The organism is Psychrobacter sp. BI730 (assembly GCF_013414195.1).
Lineage (GTDB): Bacteria > Pseudomonadota > Gammaproteobacteria > Pseudomonadales > Moraxellaceae > Psychrobacter.
On record NZ_JAATTV010000004.1, the window covers coordinates 1 to 18,677 of the forward strand.

Genomic DNA, 18,677 nt, shown 5'->3' on the forward strand with positions numbered 1-18,677 from the left:
GAGACTTGGGGTGATAAGTACCCGCACGTGGTTAAGTCTTGGCGCAATAACTGGGAGGGCTTAACGGTGTTCTTTGGTTATCCTAAAGACATCAGAAAAGCGATTTATACCACCAACGCTATTGAGTCATTAAATAGCGTGATTCGAACGGCGGTGAATAAGCGTAAAGTATTCCCCTCTGATCAAGCTGCATTCAAGGTAGTCTATCTGGCAACTCAGCAGGCATCCAAAAAGTGGTCGATGCCAATCCGTAACTGGACGTCTGCTCTGAATCGTTTTATGATTATGTTTGATGACCGTATCAGTAAGCATTTAATCTAAATGGCAGTTACACAGAATCTGGGATGGGCTCTATCTTAATGCCTAGCCTATTTTTATTACTTGTCAGATGTATCGCTATTCGTTTTCTTAGCCAACGTACTGTCTTTTTTTAAGCTTACGTTAGTATCAGGCTGTTCAGTTACGGTAGCGCTTTCTGGCAAATAACTGCCTGTGGTCATTTGCAACGTGGCCTGCGTATCTTCTGCGCTGCGGCTACGGGCTTTGTCCAAGCTAGATGCAAATGCGCTGCGTATCAACTGCCATACAAAACCAACAAACAACCCTGCGACCAGTATCACCAATATTGGCAACATATTGGCAACCGCGCCTGCGTAATCTTTCATCATCACAGCATAGACGACGCTGATACTGGCTGGTGCAAGCTCGCTCGGATCGCCAAGTGCAGTACCTGGTGCTAATAATACTGCAAACAGAACCATCCAGCTCATACCGCCCAATGGCTTTGGGAGTACACGAGCAACGAGTATCCATAGCACTAGTACCAAAACAGCACCGCCCAGATAAGCATACATCGGCAAATCAGCGGGCGGGACATCCTTTACCATTTGGCCCCACCAAATGGCAATCTCACCGAGAATGTCACTGATAGACTCTAGCGGTAAGCTATGTAAGATATTTTTTAACCAGTCCATGCGTGTTTATTTACCTGCGTTTATCGCCGGTGACACAATCTGTGTCTAGCGGTATATGTGCGTTCTGTAGAATCAGAATGAGGCCAACTACATAATGAACTTATGCATTATGTAGGCTTATATCTGCATTGCGTAGGGTGTCAGTTTATCACGACTCTCTACTCAAATGCATGTGAGCAAGTGTGTTGTAGGTTTTTATCGATGCTATTTTCAAGGTAGCGTCCAGATATGTCCTACCACACTTACTTGCTGACAAATCTATTAATTATAGATGCTGTCCTGCGATTCACGAGCACGCAGCTCTGCTTGACGGCGCATCACGTCTTGCGGCGGCAACTGCACAAAGTAACCTTGAGACTGTAGTTTTGCCAGTACTTCTTCTTTGTCGACACGAGCGAGCTTATCTTTAGTTGATAAGTCCAGATGCATGACGAACTTACTACGGCCTAAACCTGCACGGAAATCTTTTGGTAATACACCAAGCCAGTCTTTGATTTCATCAGTATCATCAGGATAATCAGGACGCGCAATGTAGATATACATGTCGTCGTGTTTGGGAAATTTATAAATATCGCAATGCATAAAAACCACCTATCAGAAACTATGGGCGTAGGTTAGCATATTTCAGGCAAATACCAGTAGTCGCTTTGCGTTTTGCTATGGTAATTTTTGTCAAAACACACAGACAAAACGCTGATATGAGCGATAAAAATATCATTGTAAAACATAACCTATTTGACAGACTTCCCTATCAAAACATTATTTTTGCCAAATTTATTTATTTTAATGGCTTTGATGACTTGTAAAAGCGCTTTGAACCTTTCATAATAAAAGCGTTTTTCAGGAGAGAGTTTATCAGCATCGTTTTTGTATTGAACCCTATTGGTTATACAACTATCGCAATTGCTAGATAACCACCGAAGGCGCATCCACCCTGCCAATCGCTCAGGTAAAAGGACTGAAAAACGCATGTCACTGCTGTTTGATAGTGTTTAGTAGCATGACGCTCATAGCGCACTACTTTTTTATCAAGCATAAGGCATAACAAATCTGGAGAGTGGTAAGAACGGACGACGTCTTACCCACCGAAGGGGAGAAAATACGACATTATCAATCCTTGCTTTTATAGCGTAATCTTTCAAAGATTAATAATGATAATTCGTGTTGAAAATCTCAGGTCACAGGACAGATAGGGCTTTAGCTCAAACTGACGTACAGTGTTGGTTTGGCTTACTGCTTTATCTTTTTTTTCTGTGCTACCCTTGGTTGCAATACTTGCACCCTGCAATGTTGCTTCTCGCTACTATGATACTGCACATCGCTCATTACTCTATCGAGTACGACTGATGTACACATAAGGATTTGTTATGACTGATACCTATTCTCAAGACATCACTTCTCAAAACCAAGCCCCTCAGCGCACCCCTTTTTACCAGTCTCATATTGATAGTGAGGGCAAACTGGTCGATTTTTCTGGTTGGGAATTACCCATTCATTACGGTTCACAAATCGAAGAGCACGAAGCGGTACGTACAGATGCAGGTATGTTTGATGTCTCACATATGGTTGTGACAGATATCCAAGGCGCTGATACTAAGGCTTGGCTACAAAAACTACTCGCAAACGATGTCAACAAACTCACTACCGCTGGTAAAGCGCTGTACTCTGGTATGCTCAATGAGCAAGGCGGCGTCATCGATGATTTGATCGTCTATCTGATGAATGCAGAAGAAACTGAGTACCGTATCGTCTCTAACGCGGCCACTCGTGATAAAGACTTAACACAGTTTAATAAAGTCGCCGAAGGTTTCAATATTGAGATTACCGAGCGTCCTGAGCTTGCTATGCTTGCCGTGCAAGGTCCAAATGCTATTACAAAACTGGCTCAAGCCAAACCAAGTTGGACAGATACCTTAGCAGCACTAAAACCTTTCGTTGGTGCTGATTTGACCGATATCGAAGGCACTGATTGGTTTGTGGCTCGTACTGGCTATACTGGTGAAGATGGCGTCGAAGTCATTATGCATGCTGATGATGCCCCTGCTTTCTTTGAGCAGCTAAAAGCAAATGGCATCAAACCTGCTGGTCTTGGCGCACGTGATACCTTACGTATGGAAGCGGGCATGAATCTTTATGGCCACGATATGGACGAGAATGTTAGCCCTTACGAGTGCAACATGGGCTGGACGCTAGCGCTCAAAGACGACCGCGCCTTTGTCGGCCGTGAAGCATTGGTCAGCAAACGTAAGCAGTCAAAAGAAGACAACACTGCTATGAAGCAAGTGGGTCTGCTATTGACCACGCGCGGCGTATTGCGTGAAGGCATGACAGTGACTATCAATCAAGGCACTGATAATGAGCAAACTGGCATTATCACCAGTGGTACATTCTCCCCTAGCCTAAAAAATTCAATCGCGATTGCTCGTGTACCTGCCAGCTTATCAGAAGATGACAGCGTACAAGTCGATCTACGTGGCAAAGGTAAGTTCGTCGATGTACGCGTACTAAAGCTACCTTTTGTCCGTAACGGCAAGCAACAGTTTGACTCTTAGGTCTTATAAATTCTATCATTAGAGCGCGTTGTCATTTTGCACACGATTATAAAAATGACGACACGCCTAGCCTCCATTATTTTTGTTAATTAACCTCTATCACTTAGGAGAGAGACCATGAGCAACATCCCAGCAGAGCTAAAATATATTGCTAGTCACGAGTGGCTACGCCTAGAAGACGACGGTACGATCACTGTTGGTATCACTGACCATGCTCAAGATCTATTGGGTGATGTGGTATTCGTTGAGCTACCAGATGTGGGCGATATCATCGCTGTTGATGACGAAATCTCAGTTGTTGAATCAGTAAAAGCGGCTTCTGACGTTTATGCGCCTATTTCAGGTGAAGTGATCGCTATCAATGAAGCACTAGAAGATGATCCTGAAATCATCAACTCTGACCCATACGGCGAAGGTTGGTTCTTCAGAATGAAGCCTGACAACATCGCTGACTACGAAGCACTAATGACTGCTGACGAGTACGAAAGCGACTTATAAGCTAAGCACGCAAGCTAAGCATGCTCTCACAAGACATTAGCACTTGTAAGACTTTAGCTCGTACAAAGCACTAGCCCCGACTAAACATAGATACTGGCAACAGCTGGTATCTATACTCTCTATTTAAACTGTTTGAACAACCTTTCTCATTAGAAGTATTGGCTCATTGACCATGCTTATTATTTGAAAGCAGCTTTATATGTAGATCTCCAACAATCATTATCGTCCGATGTTATTGCTACCAAGCGTTATCTCATTGACTCGTATTAATCACCTATTCGAATCCCAATGAATACGTGCTATCAATAACGACGCAAACTGATAACCCAATTCTCAGCATGGATCCTAATATGAATGCCAACACCGATAATAAAGACCCCATTGCCACACCAAACCATACGCCGCAGCTACAAGCGTTTCGCGATATCGTAGAGTCACGCCGTTCCGTGCGCCGTTTTACTGACACACCTATCCCTGACGACGTATTGGCAGACTGTCTGCGTTTGGCCATGCTAGCACCAAACTCTAGCAACCTACAGCCGTGGGAATTTTATGTTATCGATGATGCTGACAATCGCAAACGCGCCGTCAAAAACTGTATGAATCAAAACGCCGCAAAAACATCAGCCCGTTTGATTGCCATCGTTGCTCGTACTGATGTTTGGCACGATCACGCTAAGCAAGTATTGCGCGAATATCCTGATCAGCCAGTGCCAAAGAAAGTGAAAGACTACTACAACAAAGTCGTCACAATGGACTTTTTGCGCGGCCCAGCCAACGTGGTTTCGGCTGCAAAATGGGGCGCAACGCAAGTGGTCAGACGCGTAAAAGGCCCAATCAAATCGCCTTACTATACCTTTGAAGACACCAAAAACTGGGCAACCAATAACACCGCGCTTGCCGCCGAAAACCTGATGCTAGCATTACGCGCTCATGGTTTTGATAGCTGTCCTATGGGCGGCTTTGATGAGCCTGCCATGAAAGCGTTGCTCAATCTTAGCGACGACCATCATATCGTTATGATGCTGGGCGCAGGCGAGCGCGCTGACAGTGGCGTTTACAACACCCAGTTCCGCTTTGATCAAAAACAGTTTGTGCATTACGTATAACGTACCGCTCACATTATTCCCTTAATTGCTATTTTGTTTATTACTCCCTTAACCAAGGATTGTCATGACTATCTCTCAAAACCCATCGTTTGATACCTTTCAAGGATTGTTCAACGAAGCTGAATTTGTCTATCGCCACTTAGGTTCGAACGAAACCAAGCAAGCCGACCTACTCAGCGCTGTTGGTTATAAAGATATGCAAAGCTTTATCAATGACACTGTGCCTGAGCCAGTACGTCTGCACAAAGAGCTGGATTTGCCAGTGGCGATGAGTGAGCATGCGGCACTTGCCAAACTACGCACGATGGCAGATGACATCACTGTTAACAAAAGCTATATCGGTCAAGGCTACTCTCCGGTTCGTATGCCTGCCGTCATTCAGCGCAACGTCCTTGAAAATCCAGGCTGGTACACCGCCTATACCCCTTATCAAGCTGAAATCGCTCAAGGTCGTCTAGAAGCATTGCTGAACTTCCAACAAGTATGTATCGATTTGACTGGTCTTGAGCTGGCTGGTGCGTCATTGCTTGATGAAGCAACAGCAGCGGCAGAAGCGATGGCGATGTCAAAGCGTGTGAGCAAAAGCAAATCAACGCAGTATTTCGTCGACGAGCGTGTCTATCCGCAAACGCTAGATGTTATCAATACTCGTGCTAAATACTTTGGTTGGGAAGTGGTCGTTGGTGATTTTGAAACGGCTAAATCAGGCGATTATTTTGGTGCGCTATTCCAGTATGTCGGTGCTGAAGGTGACGTTAAAGACTTAACAGACGTCATCAGTGCAGTAAAAGAAAACAAAACTTACGTCAGTGTAGTAAGTGACATCATGAGCTTGGTGTTATTAAAATCACCAGCTGACATGGGTGCCGACGTAGCGCTAGGTAGTACTCAGCGTTTCGGTATTCCTATGGGCTTTGGCGGTCCACATGCCGCTTATTTTGCGTTCTCTGACAAAGCCAAGCGTTCAGCACCTGGTCGTATCATTGGCGTATCAAAAGACGCACAAGGCAATACAGCTCTGCGTATGGCTCTACAAACGCGTGAGCAGCATATCCGCCGCGAAAAAGCCAACTCAAACATCTGTACGTCGCAAGTATTACTAGCTAACCTCGCTGGTATGTACGCGGTATACCATGGTCCAGGCGGCGTAAAACGTATTGCCACTCGTATTCATGCGTTTGCCACTGCGTTTGCTGATGCTATCACAGAATCTAACGATAGCAGCTTGAGCGTGGTACATGATCAATTCTTCGATACAGTCGTCGTTGATTGTGGTTCAGAGAAGCTTGCTACTCAAATCTTTAAAAATGCAGACAACGTTGGCTATAACTTATGGCGTCTAAGCGACACCAAATTAAGCGTTGCATTTAGTGAAACCAGCGATCAGCAAGACTTCAACACGTTGACTCAGCTATTCGTCAATAAGTCACACGATTTACCTGAAACCGCTCGCGTCTCTCTAGATAGCGCACACCTGCGTACGGATGATATCTTGACTCATCCAGTATTCAACTCGCATCATACCGAGCATGAAATGCTACGCTACCTAAAGTCGCTTGAAGACAAAGATCTAGCGATGAACCGCAGCATGATTTCACTGGGTAGCTGTACCATGAAGCTAAACGCCACCAGTGAAATGCTACCGATTACTTGGCCTGAGTTTGCCAACGTGCATCCTTTTGCACCACGTGATCAAGTTACTGGCTATATCGCGATGATCGATAGCTTGCAAGATCAATTAAAAGCCATTACTGGTTTTGATGATGTCTCTATGCAGCCAAACTCTGGTGCCTCTGGTGAATATGCTGGTCTGCTCGCGATTCGCCGTTATCATGAGTCATTGGGCGAGACCAATCGTGATGTGTGCTTGATTCCTCAGTCAGCGCACGGTACCAACCCTGCTACCGCCATGATGATGGGTATGAAAGTCGTCGTGGTCAAAACCGATGAAAACGGCAACGTTGATATCGATGATTTAACCGCCAAGTGTGAAGAGCATAGCGAGCGTTTGGGCGCTTTAATGATCACGTACCCATCGACTCATGGCGTGTTTGAAGAAGGCATCCGTCATATCTGTGATTTGACTCACAAGCATGGTGGTCAGGTCTATATGGATGGCGCCAACATGAATGCTCAGGTAGGCATGATGCAGCCTGCAGACGTTGGTGCTGATGTATTGCACATGAACCTGCACAAAACCTTCTGTATCCCACATGGCGGCGGTGGTCCAGGCATGGGTCCTATCGGTATGAAAGCGCATTTGGCAACGTTTATGGCCAACCATACCTTAAGCCCTGTACATAATGCACAAAAAGACTGCTCAGCAGTATCAGCAGCACCTTACGGTTCAGCAAGCATCTTACCGATCTCATGGATGTATATTGCTATGATGGGCCGTGATGGCTTACTAAAAGCAACGGAGCTGGCATTACTTAACGCCAACTACGTGGCAGCCGAGCTAAAAGGTCACTACCCTGTCTTGTATACAGGCAAAAATGGCCGCGTAGCTCACGAATGTATCATCGATATTCGTCCGTTAAAAGAAGAAACTGGCATCACGGAAAGCGATATCGCTAAGCGCCTGATGGATTATGGTTTCCATTCACCAACGATGAGCTTCCCAGTCGCTGGCACGCTTATGATTGAGCCAACAGAGTCTGAATCAAAAGAAGAGTTGGATCGCTTTATCAGTGCGCTAAAATCTATCAAAGTTGAAGCCATGAAAGCCAAAGCTGGTGAAGATAACTGGACGCTAGAAGATAACCCGTTAGTCAATGCACCGCATACGGCTGCTATGATTACTAGTGAAGAGTGGACGCATCCTTACAGCCGTGAGACTGCTGCATTCCCACTGCCGTACATTCGTGCAAACAAGTTCTGGCCAAGTGTCGCGCGTGTCGATGATGCTTATGGTGATAAGAACCTAATGTGCTCTTGCCCAAGTATCGAAAACTATATGTAATTATCATTTTCGATAGTTATTCTCTGTAGTAAAAAACCTCCAAGTCAGCAGCTGACTTGGAGGTTTTTATTTGTCTGACTTTTTATCTATTACGTTAGCAGGTAATATTATCAATAAAATAAACGATAAGAACTCAATGCAATAAAAGCTTATATTGATAATAAGCTATTTATCTTAAATTTCTGAAGCAATCATTTGGACAATGCTATGCAACATAAAGCGCCTAAACAAAAAACTCGCGTCATTCTAATTCATGGGCTACACCAAACTCCATGGATCATGCGGCCATTAGCCAAGCGCCTGCAAGCAGCAGGATTTGATACCCATCAGTATGGCTACCGTAGTATGCGTGATGGTATCAAAACCAATAGCGCGCGCCTAAATAGCTGGCTAGAAACAAACCATCACCCAGGTCATCCTATAGATTTGGTCGGGCATAGTTTAGGTGGTTTGATCATTCGTGACTTTGTCGCTCAGTATCCAAAATGGAAAATTGGACGTTGCGTGACTCTAGGAACACCGCATATAGGCAGTGTTTGTGCAGATTATATCTGGCGATTGACTCCTGCTGTCGTAGGTCGCTCATATGTCGACGCCCTCGACGGCACAGTCGCGCCCTTACCCAAACACGTGACGTTAGGCGTCATCGCTGGCAACCGTCCTTACGGTCTAGGTCATATGTTTTTGCAATATCATAATCGCAAACTGCGCAAATCTGACAAGCCACCCCTTAACGAGCAACTTGCACATGACGGGACAGTATATATAGAAGAGACGAAGATAGAGGCTGCAACTGATCATATCATCATGCCAGTCTCACACACTGGCATGCTAGTGAACCCAGAGGTCGCCGAGCAGACTCGATACTTTTTAGAGCATGGACGATTTAAACGCTAAGGACTGTATGAATAAGAGCTCTATGAATACTTGAGTGTCAGTTTGCAGTCTTATCGAACGCTTCCTTATTGAACGGCGCATTATTAAACGCCATATTATCGAACGATTCCTTATTGGACACGAATACCCATGCCCTGCTGCAGTTCGGTTTTATGCTTTTTGATGACTGGAATTAAGGTTTTAATGACCCAGTCGTTACGCCAACCTTTTAGCCCTTGTGGCAGTTCGCTCACATCTTCATCAAGAGCAACCACTTCATATAATTGTCCTAGCCATTTTTTACGCATCAATACACTGGCAGGTATACCGATTTCGCGCGCATGCTCATCAATCGCTTGCTGAACTGCTTTCGATAATACTTTATTTTTTGAGCGATATGGCGGCACTAGACAATCTGGATGCTCTGTAGGCGGTAGACTCTTGGCATCTCTGATTACTTTCAGCAGCTCTTCGCCATATAGTCGCAGCATACTACGGTGCATGGTTGTTTTGTGTGCCAGCTCGCGCATGCTGTTTGGCTTTTCAGTGACAATTTCACGTACTGCTTGTTTCTTTATCACAAAGGTACGCGGTTGATTGGTCGCACGTGCCAGCTCTTCTCTCCACGTAGCCACTCCTTTGAGTATCGCCATTTGCTGCGAGTTATAGCGGTAATCTGCCATCGTGAGATACATCGCTTCATCTTCGACGTGCTGCGTGTCATACAAATCACTGGCATAAAGCTGACAGTCAGCCCAAACATAATCGTATAAGCCTTGAGCCTTAAGCGCATACTCGATACTGAGATACAGCGCTGGCAAATAACGTACATCATCGATGGCATATTGCTCTTGCTCATCTGTCAACGGACGCTGGAGCCAATCAGACTGACTATGTTCTTTATCGATATGCATATCTAGCTGATCAGCCAGTGCTTGCTGATAGCCCATTTGCAATTGGCCCGTTAGATAAGACAACGCAATTTGCGTATCGAAGATATTGGTCAACGGTGGGCAGCCAGACAACAGATAAAAAATGCCCAAATCTTCGCCGCAAGCATGCCAGATAGCCACATCTACTTTGCGTAGCGCTTCCCACAGTTCAGCCAGTTGTAACTGGGGTGCATCCAGCAAATAAACATGATCGCCAGTATTCAACTGCACCAGTGCCAAGCGCGGATAATAAGTATCACGCTTGATAAACTCAGTATCTAAGGCTACGCGTCCGCAAGTCGCTAAGGCATCAATAACTTCATCTAAATCGCTTTGTTTACGTACCCAAGTAATAGCAACGTCATCGGCAATATCCAACAGTGCATCAATATCTAGATCTAGCACCTCAATATCAGGTACTTCAACATCTGGATTATTAGCAGCTGACTCAGATGAAGTGGCTGCTGACATTGGCTCAGTATTAGCGGCTTCTTGTAATAAGCCATCATTGGTATCAGAAGCATTTGATTGAGCTGAGGCGTTTGAAACGTTATTGGACACGGGCAGATACCTGCATTAATAGGAGAAAATAAAACGCTAAACCGCGCCTTAATAAAATTAAAAGATAAACAATAATAAAGTAATTATAACAATTCCAAGAAATGAATTGGGTAAGACTTTGAAGCAATCAAAACATTATAAAAAAGAACGATTTTGCATGGCTTGACCAAGCGTCATACTATCCAGATACTCAAGCTCGCCGCCCATCGGTACACCTTGAGCTAAGCGCGTCACTTTATTGACATGACGACTGACTGCCTCACTGATAAAGTGCGCCGTAGTCTGACCTTCGACAGTCGTACCTGTTGCAAGTATTAGCTCTTCGACAGGCTCTTGCTTCACTCGCCATACGAGCTGATCAATATTTAAGTCATCGGCGCTGACACCATCAATTGGCGATAGATGCCCGCCCAACACGAAATAACGACCACGGTAACCAGCTGTCTGCTCAATCGCCATCACATCTGCTGCTGTCTCGACCACGCATAGCAGACTGTCATCACGTCTAACGTCTTGGCATAGCGGACATACAGCCTCATCACTAAAGCTATGGCAACGCTGACATTCAACAATATCACGCATGGCTTCATCTAGTGCTTGGGCGAGTGCCATACCTTGTGGGCGTTTTTTACTGAGCAGATGTAGCGCCATTCGTTGGGCACTTTTTTGACCGACGCCTGGCAATATACGCAGCTGTTTGACCAGCTGATCAAATTTGGCTGTAAGCAAAGTAGCTTCCTTTAGTTGACTTTATCTAACTGAATTTATAAATCGTAGCTATAAAAATGGGGTCGTATCGTGTCGATAACAACCCCATTTTTGTCTTTAGTATGAAGTATTTAATGCTTAAAACATGCCTTGCATACCTGGTGGTAGACCCATGCCTGAAGTCGCGCCAGCCATCGTTTCTTCGTAGAGTGCATCTGCTTGACGAACCGCATCATTGATAGCAGCAGCGATAAGATCTTCAATCATATCTGGCTCATCTTCTAGCAGACTTGGATCAATAGTCAAACGCTTAACCACATGACGACCAGTCATCGTTACTTTAACTAGGCCACTGCCCGCTTCTGCTTGCACTTCTTTGTTAGAAAGTTCTTTCTTAGCGTTTTCAACGTTCGCTTCTACTTTCTTTTGCATCGTTTGTGCTTGTTGCATCAATGCTTGAATGTTCATAGTTGCCTCTTTTGTTATTTATGGTTTGTATTTTATGCTAGTGCGTATAATAATGAATAATTAATAACGTAAAGTTAATGCAATGCGTTAGTGCAGATTATACCGTTATCTTTACAAACTGTCTAAACCACGTGCCAAGTCTTTGATAATATCTTCCACATCTTCCAAACCTACCGATAGACGAATCAGACCGTCTTTGACACCAGCTTCGGCACGAGCCTCAGCAGTTAGACGGAAATGCGTGGTGGTTGCAGGATGAGTAATCGTGGTTTTGGCATCGCCCAAGTTATTGGTGATAGAGACCATTTGTGTTGAATCAATCACATGCCACGCCGCTTCTTTGGTATCGCGGCTGTCAGATGCTTTGACTTCAAAACCCATGATAGCACCGTAACCGTCTTTCATATGATGCTGATGGGTGGCAAGCTCGTGTGCAGGATGGTCACTTAGGCCAGAGAAATGCACCGTACTAACGTTAGGGTGATTGACCAAAAATTCTGCCACTTGATTGGCATTTTGGCAATGCGCTTGCATACGCAATTTAAGCGTTTCAAGCCCCTTAGTAAATACCCAAGCATTGAACGGACTCATGCTGATACCGCCTGAGCGCACCACGGTAAATGCTTCTTGCATCAGCTCATCACTGCCGACCAATGCACCACCTAATACGCGACCCTGACCATCCAAATATTTGGTCGCAGAGTGAATGACCACATCCGCACCCAAGTCTAGCGGGCGCTGCAATGCTGGCGTTGCAAAGCAATTATCGACGACGAGTAATATGTCATTGGCTTTGCATAGCTGACTGAGATAACCAATATCGCAAATCTGCGCCAATGGATTACTTGGGCTTTCGCAATAAATCACTTTGGTATTTGGTTGAACCGCATTGGCCCATGCCTCATTGTCGAAGCAATCAACGTAGCTGACTTCAACGCCAAACTTGGCCATATAGTTATTGAACAGCCCAATAGACGAGCCAAATAACTGATTGGCAGCGAGCAGATGGTCACCCGCTTTTAGGTATGCCAAGCACATGGTTAGGATTGCACCCATACCAGAGGCCGTTGCAACCGCACGTTCACCGTTTTCTAGCGCGGCGAGACGACGCTCAAAAGTACGGACGCTTGGGTTGGTATGACGAGAGTAAACGTTTCCTGTCTTTGTACCGTCAAAATGTGCCGCAGCATCAGCGGCTGATTGATAAACATAAGAGCTGGTCGTAAAAATCGGCTCTGAATGCTCGCCCTCGTCGGTACGGTGTTGACCTGCCCGCACAGCAATCGTCTGCATACCGTAATCTAATCCTAAATCTAAGGCATCGTTACGCCAGTTTGGATCTAACCCATCGTTTGAGTTTTTTTGGTTCAAATTATTCTCATCTTTCGTTTGCGACTGACTCATAGACGTTCCGTTGCTTTGTTTTGGTTGGTATAAAAGGACTGCTTATTTTTTTGATTATTAAGCAAATTCATCAGCGTTATCATAACATGCCGACTTATTCCACACATCTGGTTTCAGATAACTTCTAATTATTAATTTTGCCTATTAAAATAACTGTATGTTCAATATGACAGCCATTATGCAGATTTAACCGACAATAAATCACGATAAAATCAATCGTCAAACCTAACAAAAATAACGTATTTATAATAGGCAGATATGCTGACAGCTGCTAAGCTTAGCGACGATTTGAATTTTGGCGTTGGTGATATTTTTATAGACCGTCCAATCAATGCTATCATCCTTAAAAATAGATGAACAATTTCAGCAAATTACTTATCCATGCATTTTATTTATCAGTATATTTAGGCTCATCAAGGTAAATTCGTTATGTCGATGTTCAGTATAGAACCAAGCAGCTTATCGTTGAGTCTGACACTTGGGCTGACTTTAGGTCTGAGCGCTTGCCAGAGCCTACCCAAACAGCCACATCTACCTGAGAGCCAAGCGCTATCAGCGCGAGTCAATGCTTTATACCAACAAGAAGACAGCCCAAAGATTGAGCAAAATACAGCGACTACAACCAACAATACTGATCTAGTGGCCGCTGTTAGTGCGCAGAATGAAATTCATCCTGATTTGTCAGGCTATCATCCGATCGTCACTGGGGCAAATGCGTTTGCCGCCCGTAGTATGTTAACAGGTATGGCCACGCGCAATATCGATGCGCAGTATTATATTTGGCATAATGATCAGGCTGGCCAACTGCTATTAAAAGACTTGTGGGAAGCGGCTGAGCGCGGTGTGATCGTGCGTTTGTTGTTGGATGATTTTAATAACAGTGCAAAGTTTGATCAGCACCTATTACGTTTTGCAAGCCACCCTAATATCGCGGTGCGTATCATCAACCCATTAATGCATCGTAAATTTTCAACATTGAACTACGTCACAGGTTTGCCGCGTATCAATCGCCGTATGCACAATAAAAGCATGACGTTTGATAAACAGATTACCATTATCGGTGGACGTAATATCGGTAATGAGTACCTGAGTAACGATCAAAGCAGCCAGTTTGCGGATTTGGATGTTTTACTGATTGGTAAAGTCGTCGCAGACATTGATAATAGCTTTGCCAGTTACTGGTCATCGCCGCTGTCGTTTGACATCGAAACTTTAGCCAAGTTCGACGATGACGTCACGCCTGATTTTTTGAAGGCATTAGACAAGCTGGGTATAGATGAGGAAAATAACGAAGGCAGTAGCTTGACGGTTTATAAAGCCGCCATCAAAGACTCGACGATAGACACTGATCTGATCAACAAACGCGTGCCGTTTCGTTGGACAGACATGCAGTTTTTGAGTGACGATGTTGGCAAGCTGTCCAAAAGCGTCTCATCTGAGACCAACTTGGTGCATCAACTGCGTACGTTACTCGGTAGCCCAACCAAAAAACTGACCATCATCTCGTCTTATTTTGTCCCGACCAAAGATGGGGTCGATACTTTGGTGAAGCTCGCCGAATCTGGCGTTGATATCAAAATATTAACCAACTCATTTGATGCGACCGACGTGACCGCTGTTCATTCTGGTTATAGTCAATGGCGCCCTAGCCTACTGCGGTCAGGCGTAAAAATATACGAGCTAAAATCAACGGCAGCTGAAGAAAAACGTGACAATAAACTCTGGCGTGCACGCAGTCAGTCATCAACCAGCCTACATGCAAAAACGTTTGCGGTAGACGACTATCAAGTGTTTATCGGTTCCTACAACGTTGACCCTCGCTCTGCCAATATCAATACTGAAATGGGTGTAATCATCAATGATGATGAGTTGGCAAGACAGCTGCACGGGGCGCTGAGTGACGATTTACTAAATCAAGCTTATGAAGTTAAGCTGCTAGACAACGGTAGCTTGGAGTGGCACACCATGGAAGATGGCAAAGAAGTCGTTTACGAGTCAGAGCCACGGGTCGATATGAGTGATCATATCTGGCTTACTATTATGTCTTGGTTACCCATTGACTGGCTACTGTAATATGTAAACTCTTTTCTAAATAGTCCCTAAAATTGCAGGATGTGCAGTTTTGCTTTTGTTAAAAGCCAAATCCTGTAATCAAAGTTCTTATTACAATACACAAAATTACTGTTCCGGCGAATCATTGTTTATATACTTTGATTTGCCGGTTTTTATCATGGCCGATTATCTAAACGATGATCGTCTTAATGACCACTTTACTCCGTGGATGCGTGATCTATTATGCCGACTCGTTCTCAATACGCCCTGATGTCTAAAAAAGACAAAAATACAGTCATATTCGTAAGCTTTATCAGCGCTGTAATCTTTTTTGATTTCTTGATTTATTTGTACATTGCAGACATTGTCTCAGCTGCTATTTTCCCCGCTAATAACGATCCTACGGTTGCTAAGCTGCAAGGAATGGGGCTGTTTGTCATTGGTTACTTGGCTCGGCCATTTGGTGGTATTCTGTTCGGGCGTTATGGTGATCTCAAAGGTCGAAAGCCGACCTTTTTCCTGAGCATAATCGTTACGGCAGGTAGCTTGCTCGCAATGGCGTGTCTGCCTACTTATGCGCAGTGGGGTGCGCTTGCACCTGCGTTATTCATATTGCTGAGAATCATACAAGGTATGGCATTTGGTCTTTACGCACCGCTATCTTGGGTATTTGTGGCGGAGCATGTCCCTCGGCAGTATTTGTCAGTGGCTTGTAGCTACGTTACGGCTAGCTTTTTGGTAGGTGTACTGTTCTCTAATGCGTTTTTTCTGTGGCTGACTGACTTTATGACCACCGTACAGCTGACTGATTATGGCTGGCGTTTGCCGTTTTTTGTTGGCGCCTTACTAACCTGTCTGCCATTGTTGGTATGGCGATTGGTTAAAGAGACGCCGTTTTTCTTGGCGTTAGATAAGCCAAAAACTGGTAAGAATCTAGGTAGACCATTTACGGTATTATTCAAGCGCTGCAAACACTCTATCTTTGTCAGTATGGTACTGACTATAGTGATATCTAGTATCACCTCTGTCATTGTCCTACTACTGCCAGAACTAATAGAAATCAACTTTACTTTAGACAGTGATTTGTTTAGCTTTTCTCATAGCTTGGGCATCGTATTTATGGTTCTTGGCTGTGTCTTTTATGGCATGATCTCGACCCATGAGAACTTTGGTAAAATTTTGGTCATTGGTTCTGTTTTACTTATCGCTCAAACACTGGCGTTCTTTTATCATCTGCAGGCGGGTGGCGACTATATCTTAATCATGTATGCATTGCTAGGGTTCTGTGCCGGTATCGTGGGCATGATCCCTGCCATTTTAGTGCAGCTATTTCCGACCAATGTACGTCTCACCGGCATTTCTTTTTGTTATAATATTACCTACGGTATCGTGGGTGTGCTGATACCCTTTGGTCTTGGTTACGCCACGACACTCATCAGTTTCTCGCCAGCGCTATATATTGCCTTTGTGGGCTCTATCGGTATTATTATGGGGCTTTATTTCTATAATTTGCCCGAGTTAAAAAAGATTGACCACGTTATTGTATAAGTAAGATAGTCAATCGCCGCTTCGCATAACGCTTGAAGCTCTAGAAAATCTTGAAAATAAGGTGCAATGGGTTGTCTCATCCATTGCACCTTCTCCATTTATTTAAGACACAAATATTAAGGCTTAATCACCATGGTTGATATGACCAACAAACGCCTCTCAGTTGCGCCAATGATCGACTGGACTACGACAGATTATCGTTATTTTGCACGACTATTTAATCCACATACCTATCTATATACCGAGATGATCAGTACTGGCGCATTGATACATGGCAATCGAGCACGGCATTTGCGCTTTGATACGCTTGAGCATCCTCTTGTATTGCAGCTCGGCGGTGCAGACATCGGTGAAATGACACAATGCGCAGAGTTTGCTCAGCAATATGGCTATGACGAGGTCAATATCAATGTTGGCTGCCCCTCAGATCGCGTACAGCACAATAAGATAGGTGCCTGTCTGATGGCAGAACCTCAGACCGTCGCTGACTTGGTCAAGCATATGCAAGCTGCAGTCGATATTCCAGTGACGGTCAAGCATCGTATTGGCATCGATGACTTTGATAGTTATGAGTTTATGGTGGACTTTGTGCAGACAGTCGCAGCGGCAGGTTGTACCCGCTTTATCGTACATGCGCGTACGGCATGGCTACAAGGACTTAGCCCTAAGCAAAATCGCGAGATACCACCGCTACGTTACGATGATGTCTACCGCTTGAAGCAAGACTTTCCTGAGCTAGATATCGAGATCAATGGTGGTATCGATACGATTGAAGACATCAAGATGCATTTGCAGCATATCGATGGCGTGATGATAGGACGAGCGTTTTATCATAACCCGTATCTATTAGCAGAGGCCAATAGCTTGTGGAGTTATACAACATCTGAGACTATCCCTAAGCGTTCAGAAATCTTGGCACGGCTATATCCATATTTAGAAGAACAAATTGAAAAAGGCGAAGCACTCCCAACAATGACGCGGCATTATTTAGGGTTGTTTCAAGGGTTGATGGGCGCACGCAGATGGCGACAAGCATTAAGCGGTAAACCTCAGCTAACGCTTGATGATGTTAAAAGAGCGGCGGATGAAGTATTGTTGTTAAACCCTGATGCATAGCACAGATTGGTATGCATCAAGGTTTAACAGACTTCAGATTTTAGCCACTACTGCCGCACTGCCCCTACTATCATGTCAATTTTAGCTACGATACTTGTGAGAGATACTGCCACATCGCTGCCCCATTATTAATGATATGTAGTGCGATGGGCAGTAATAGTGATCCTGACTTAATACGGGCATAACAAAATATCAGTGCCAATACCACGATGGTGCTGATCTCATAAATACCGTACTGTACATGGATAATAGCAAATATCAAACTTGTCACGATACTTGCTACTATCGCGCCGTGATGCACAGAATATGACGGTGCGGTGAACTGCTCTGCGATCGCTGACCATAAGATGCCCCGAAAAACAACCTCTTCGTAGATTGGGGCAACGACGACCATCGCAAAGACCAACAGCCATATCGAGCTTACCGATTCATATAGTGGATCAACAAAAACCAACGGCGTCATATCTAGCATATAGGTCAGCGCTTGACTGGCGATCATAAATATCAATAGCACACCCAGCATACCCATACCTACCGCAAATGAAAACGGCTTCAATGCTAGGTACTGACGCACCTTACCACCTCGTAGACGAATAATGACAATACTGGTCACTACCAACAGTATGCAGCCTATGACTATCGAGATACTCACGACCGTTCCATCATTACTACCAAAAAAGAATATGTCCGCCATCGATCCATTTTGTGTAGCCGGTAATACCAGTTTACCAGCGATATACACGCCTACCAATTGACTGATAAAAAATGCCAATACCATGCCTACTGTTAGTACAAACGCCCCTAAGCGCGAAAACAATGGTGCACAATGAAGCAAGCCCTCCCCGTCAGACGGTTCAGCTAGGTTGTTTGGCATAGAGTTGTTGGACACAGAGTGTTTGGACATGGAAATATCACTT

General features: G+C 44.6%; 16 protein-coding genes and 2 riboswitches. Of the genes, 9 read left to right on the top strand and 7 right to left on the bottom strand.

Annotated features, from left to right (window positions below):
• The coding region (locus HCZ91_RS03555) for a transposase (protein ID WP_179798239.1) at positions 1-321 on the top strand (321 nt) is incomplete at its 5' end.
• A gap of 56 nt (positions 322-377) precedes the next feature.
• Here HCZ91_RS03555 and HCZ91_RS03560 read toward each other — a convergent pair.
• Positions 378-974, bottom strand: a complete 597-nt coding sequence (locus HCZ91_RS03560) for a hypothetical protein (RefSeq protein ID WP_179798240.1) — start codon at positions 972-974, stop codon at positions 378-380.
• 261 nt (positions 975-1,235) lie between these two features.
• Entirely contained in the window at positions 1,236-1,556 is a 321-nt protein-coding gene (locus tag HCZ91_RS03565) for a YcgL domain-containing protein (protein WP_057760762.1), read from the bottom strand.
• A 249-nt stretch (positions 1,557-1,805) separates the two neighbouring features.
• Positions 1,806-1,945: riboswitch (glycine riboswitch) on the top strand.
• 69 nt (positions 1,946-2,014) lie between these two features.
• Positions 2,015-2,173, top strand: a riboswitch (glycine riboswitch).
• 168 nt (positions 2,174-2,341) lie between these two features.
• Between HCZ91_RS03565 and gcvT the strand changes: the two genes are divergently transcribed.
• From gcvT to HCZ91_RS03590, 5 genes are all read left to right on the top strand, one after another.
• Entirely contained in the window at positions 2,342-3,526 is a 1,185-nt protein-coding gene (gene gcvT, locus HCZ91_RS03570; RefSeq protein ID WP_179798242.1) for a glycine cleavage system aminomethyltransferase GcvT, read from the top strand.
• A gap of 117 nt (positions 3,527-3,643) precedes the next feature.
• Positions 3,644-4,024: a glycine cleavage system protein GcvH gene (gcvH, locus tag HCZ91_RS03575; protein WP_057760766.1), complete on the top strand. Its 381-nt coding sequence runs from the start codon at positions 3,644-3,646 to the stop codon at positions 4,022-4,024.
• A 350-nt stretch (positions 4,025-4,374) separates the two neighbouring features.
• Complete coding sequence (locus tag HCZ91_RS03580; RefSeq protein WP_102092319.1) at positions 4,375-5,133, top strand: nitroreductase family protein; 759 nt, start codon at positions 4,375-4,377, stop codon at positions 5,131-5,133.
• Positions 5,134-5,197: 64 nt separating this feature from the next.
• A complete protein-coding gene (gcvP, locus tag HCZ91_RS03585) occupies positions 5,198-8,095 on the top strand; it encodes an aminomethyl-transferring glycine dehydrogenase (protein WP_179798244.1) in 2,898 nt (965 codons plus the stop codon).
• A 207-nt stretch (positions 8,096-8,302) separates the two neighbouring features.
• The gene (locus HCZ91_RS03590; RefSeq protein WP_179798246.1) at positions 8,303-8,992 is read left to right on the top strand and encodes an alpha/beta fold hydrolase; all 690 of its coding nucleotides are present in this window, start codon (positions 8,303-8,305) and stop codon (positions 8,990-8,992) included.
• Positions 8,993-9,102: 110 nt separating this feature from the next.
• Here HCZ91_RS03590 and HCZ91_RS03595 read toward each other — a convergent pair whose 3' ends face one another.
• The 4 genes from HCZ91_RS03595 to HCZ91_RS03610 all read right to left on the bottom strand — a co-directional run bounded on the left by HCZ91_RS03595 (position 9,103) and on the right by HCZ91_RS03610 (position 13,044).
• Entirely contained in the window at positions 9,103-10,464 is a 1,362-nt protein-coding gene (locus HCZ91_RS03595; RefSeq protein WP_346342176.1) for an HRDC domain-containing protein, read from the bottom strand.
• Positions 10,465-10,599: 135 nt separating this feature from the next.
• Positions 10,600-11,193: a recombination mediator RecR gene (gene recR / locus HCZ91_RS03600; protein WP_057760773.1), complete on the bottom strand. Its 594-nt coding sequence runs from the start codon at positions 11,191-11,193 to the stop codon at positions 10,600-10,602.
• 117 nt (positions 11,194-11,310) lie between these two features.
• Complete coding sequence (locus tag HCZ91_RS03605; protein WP_179798248.1) at positions 11,311-11,640, bottom strand: YbaB/EbfC family nucleoid-associated protein; 330 nt, start codon at positions 11,638-11,640, stop codon at positions 11,311-11,313.
• A 111-nt stretch (positions 11,641-11,751) separates the two neighbouring features.
• On the bottom strand, positions 11,752-13,044 hold the full coding sequence (locus tag HCZ91_RS03610) for an O-succinylhomoserine sulfhydrylase (protein ID WP_179798250.1): 1,293 nt from the start codon (positions 13,042-13,044) through the stop codon (positions 11,752-11,754).
• 429 nt (positions 13,045-13,473) lie between these two features.
• Between HCZ91_RS03610 and HCZ91_RS03615 the strand changes: the two genes are divergently transcribed.
• The 3 genes from HCZ91_RS03615 to dusA all read left to right on the top strand — a co-directional run bounded on the left by HCZ91_RS03615 (position 13,474) and on the right by dusA (position 17,760).
• Positions 13,474-15,117 (top strand): phospholipase D family protein, encoded by a 1,644-nt coding sequence (locus HCZ91_RS03615; protein ID WP_075106542.1) that lies wholly within the window; start codon positions 13,474-13,476, stop codon positions 15,115-15,117.
• A 222-nt stretch (positions 15,118-15,339) separates the two neighbouring features.
• Positions 15,340-16,644, top strand: coding sequence for an MFS transporter (locus HCZ91_RS03620; RefSeq protein ID WP_179798252.1), 1,305 nt, complete (start codon positions 15,340-15,342; stop codon positions 16,642-16,644).
• Positions 16,645-16,776: 132 nt separating this feature from the next.
• Complete coding sequence (gene dusA / locus HCZ91_RS03625) at positions 16,777-17,760, top strand: tRNA dihydrouridine(20/20a) synthase DusA (protein ID WP_179798254.1); 984 nt, start codon at positions 16,777-16,779, stop codon at positions 17,758-17,760.
• 85 nt (positions 17,761-17,845) lie between these two features.
• Here the strand turns inward: dusA and HCZ91_RS03630 are convergent, their stop codons facing one another.
• On the bottom strand, positions 17,846-18,634 hold the full coding sequence (locus tag HCZ91_RS03630) for a type II CAAX endopeptidase family protein (RefSeq protein WP_179798478.1): 789 nt from the start codon (positions 18,632-18,634) through the stop codon (positions 17,846-17,848).
• Between the last annotated feature and the right edge of the window lie 43 nt (positions 18,635-18,677).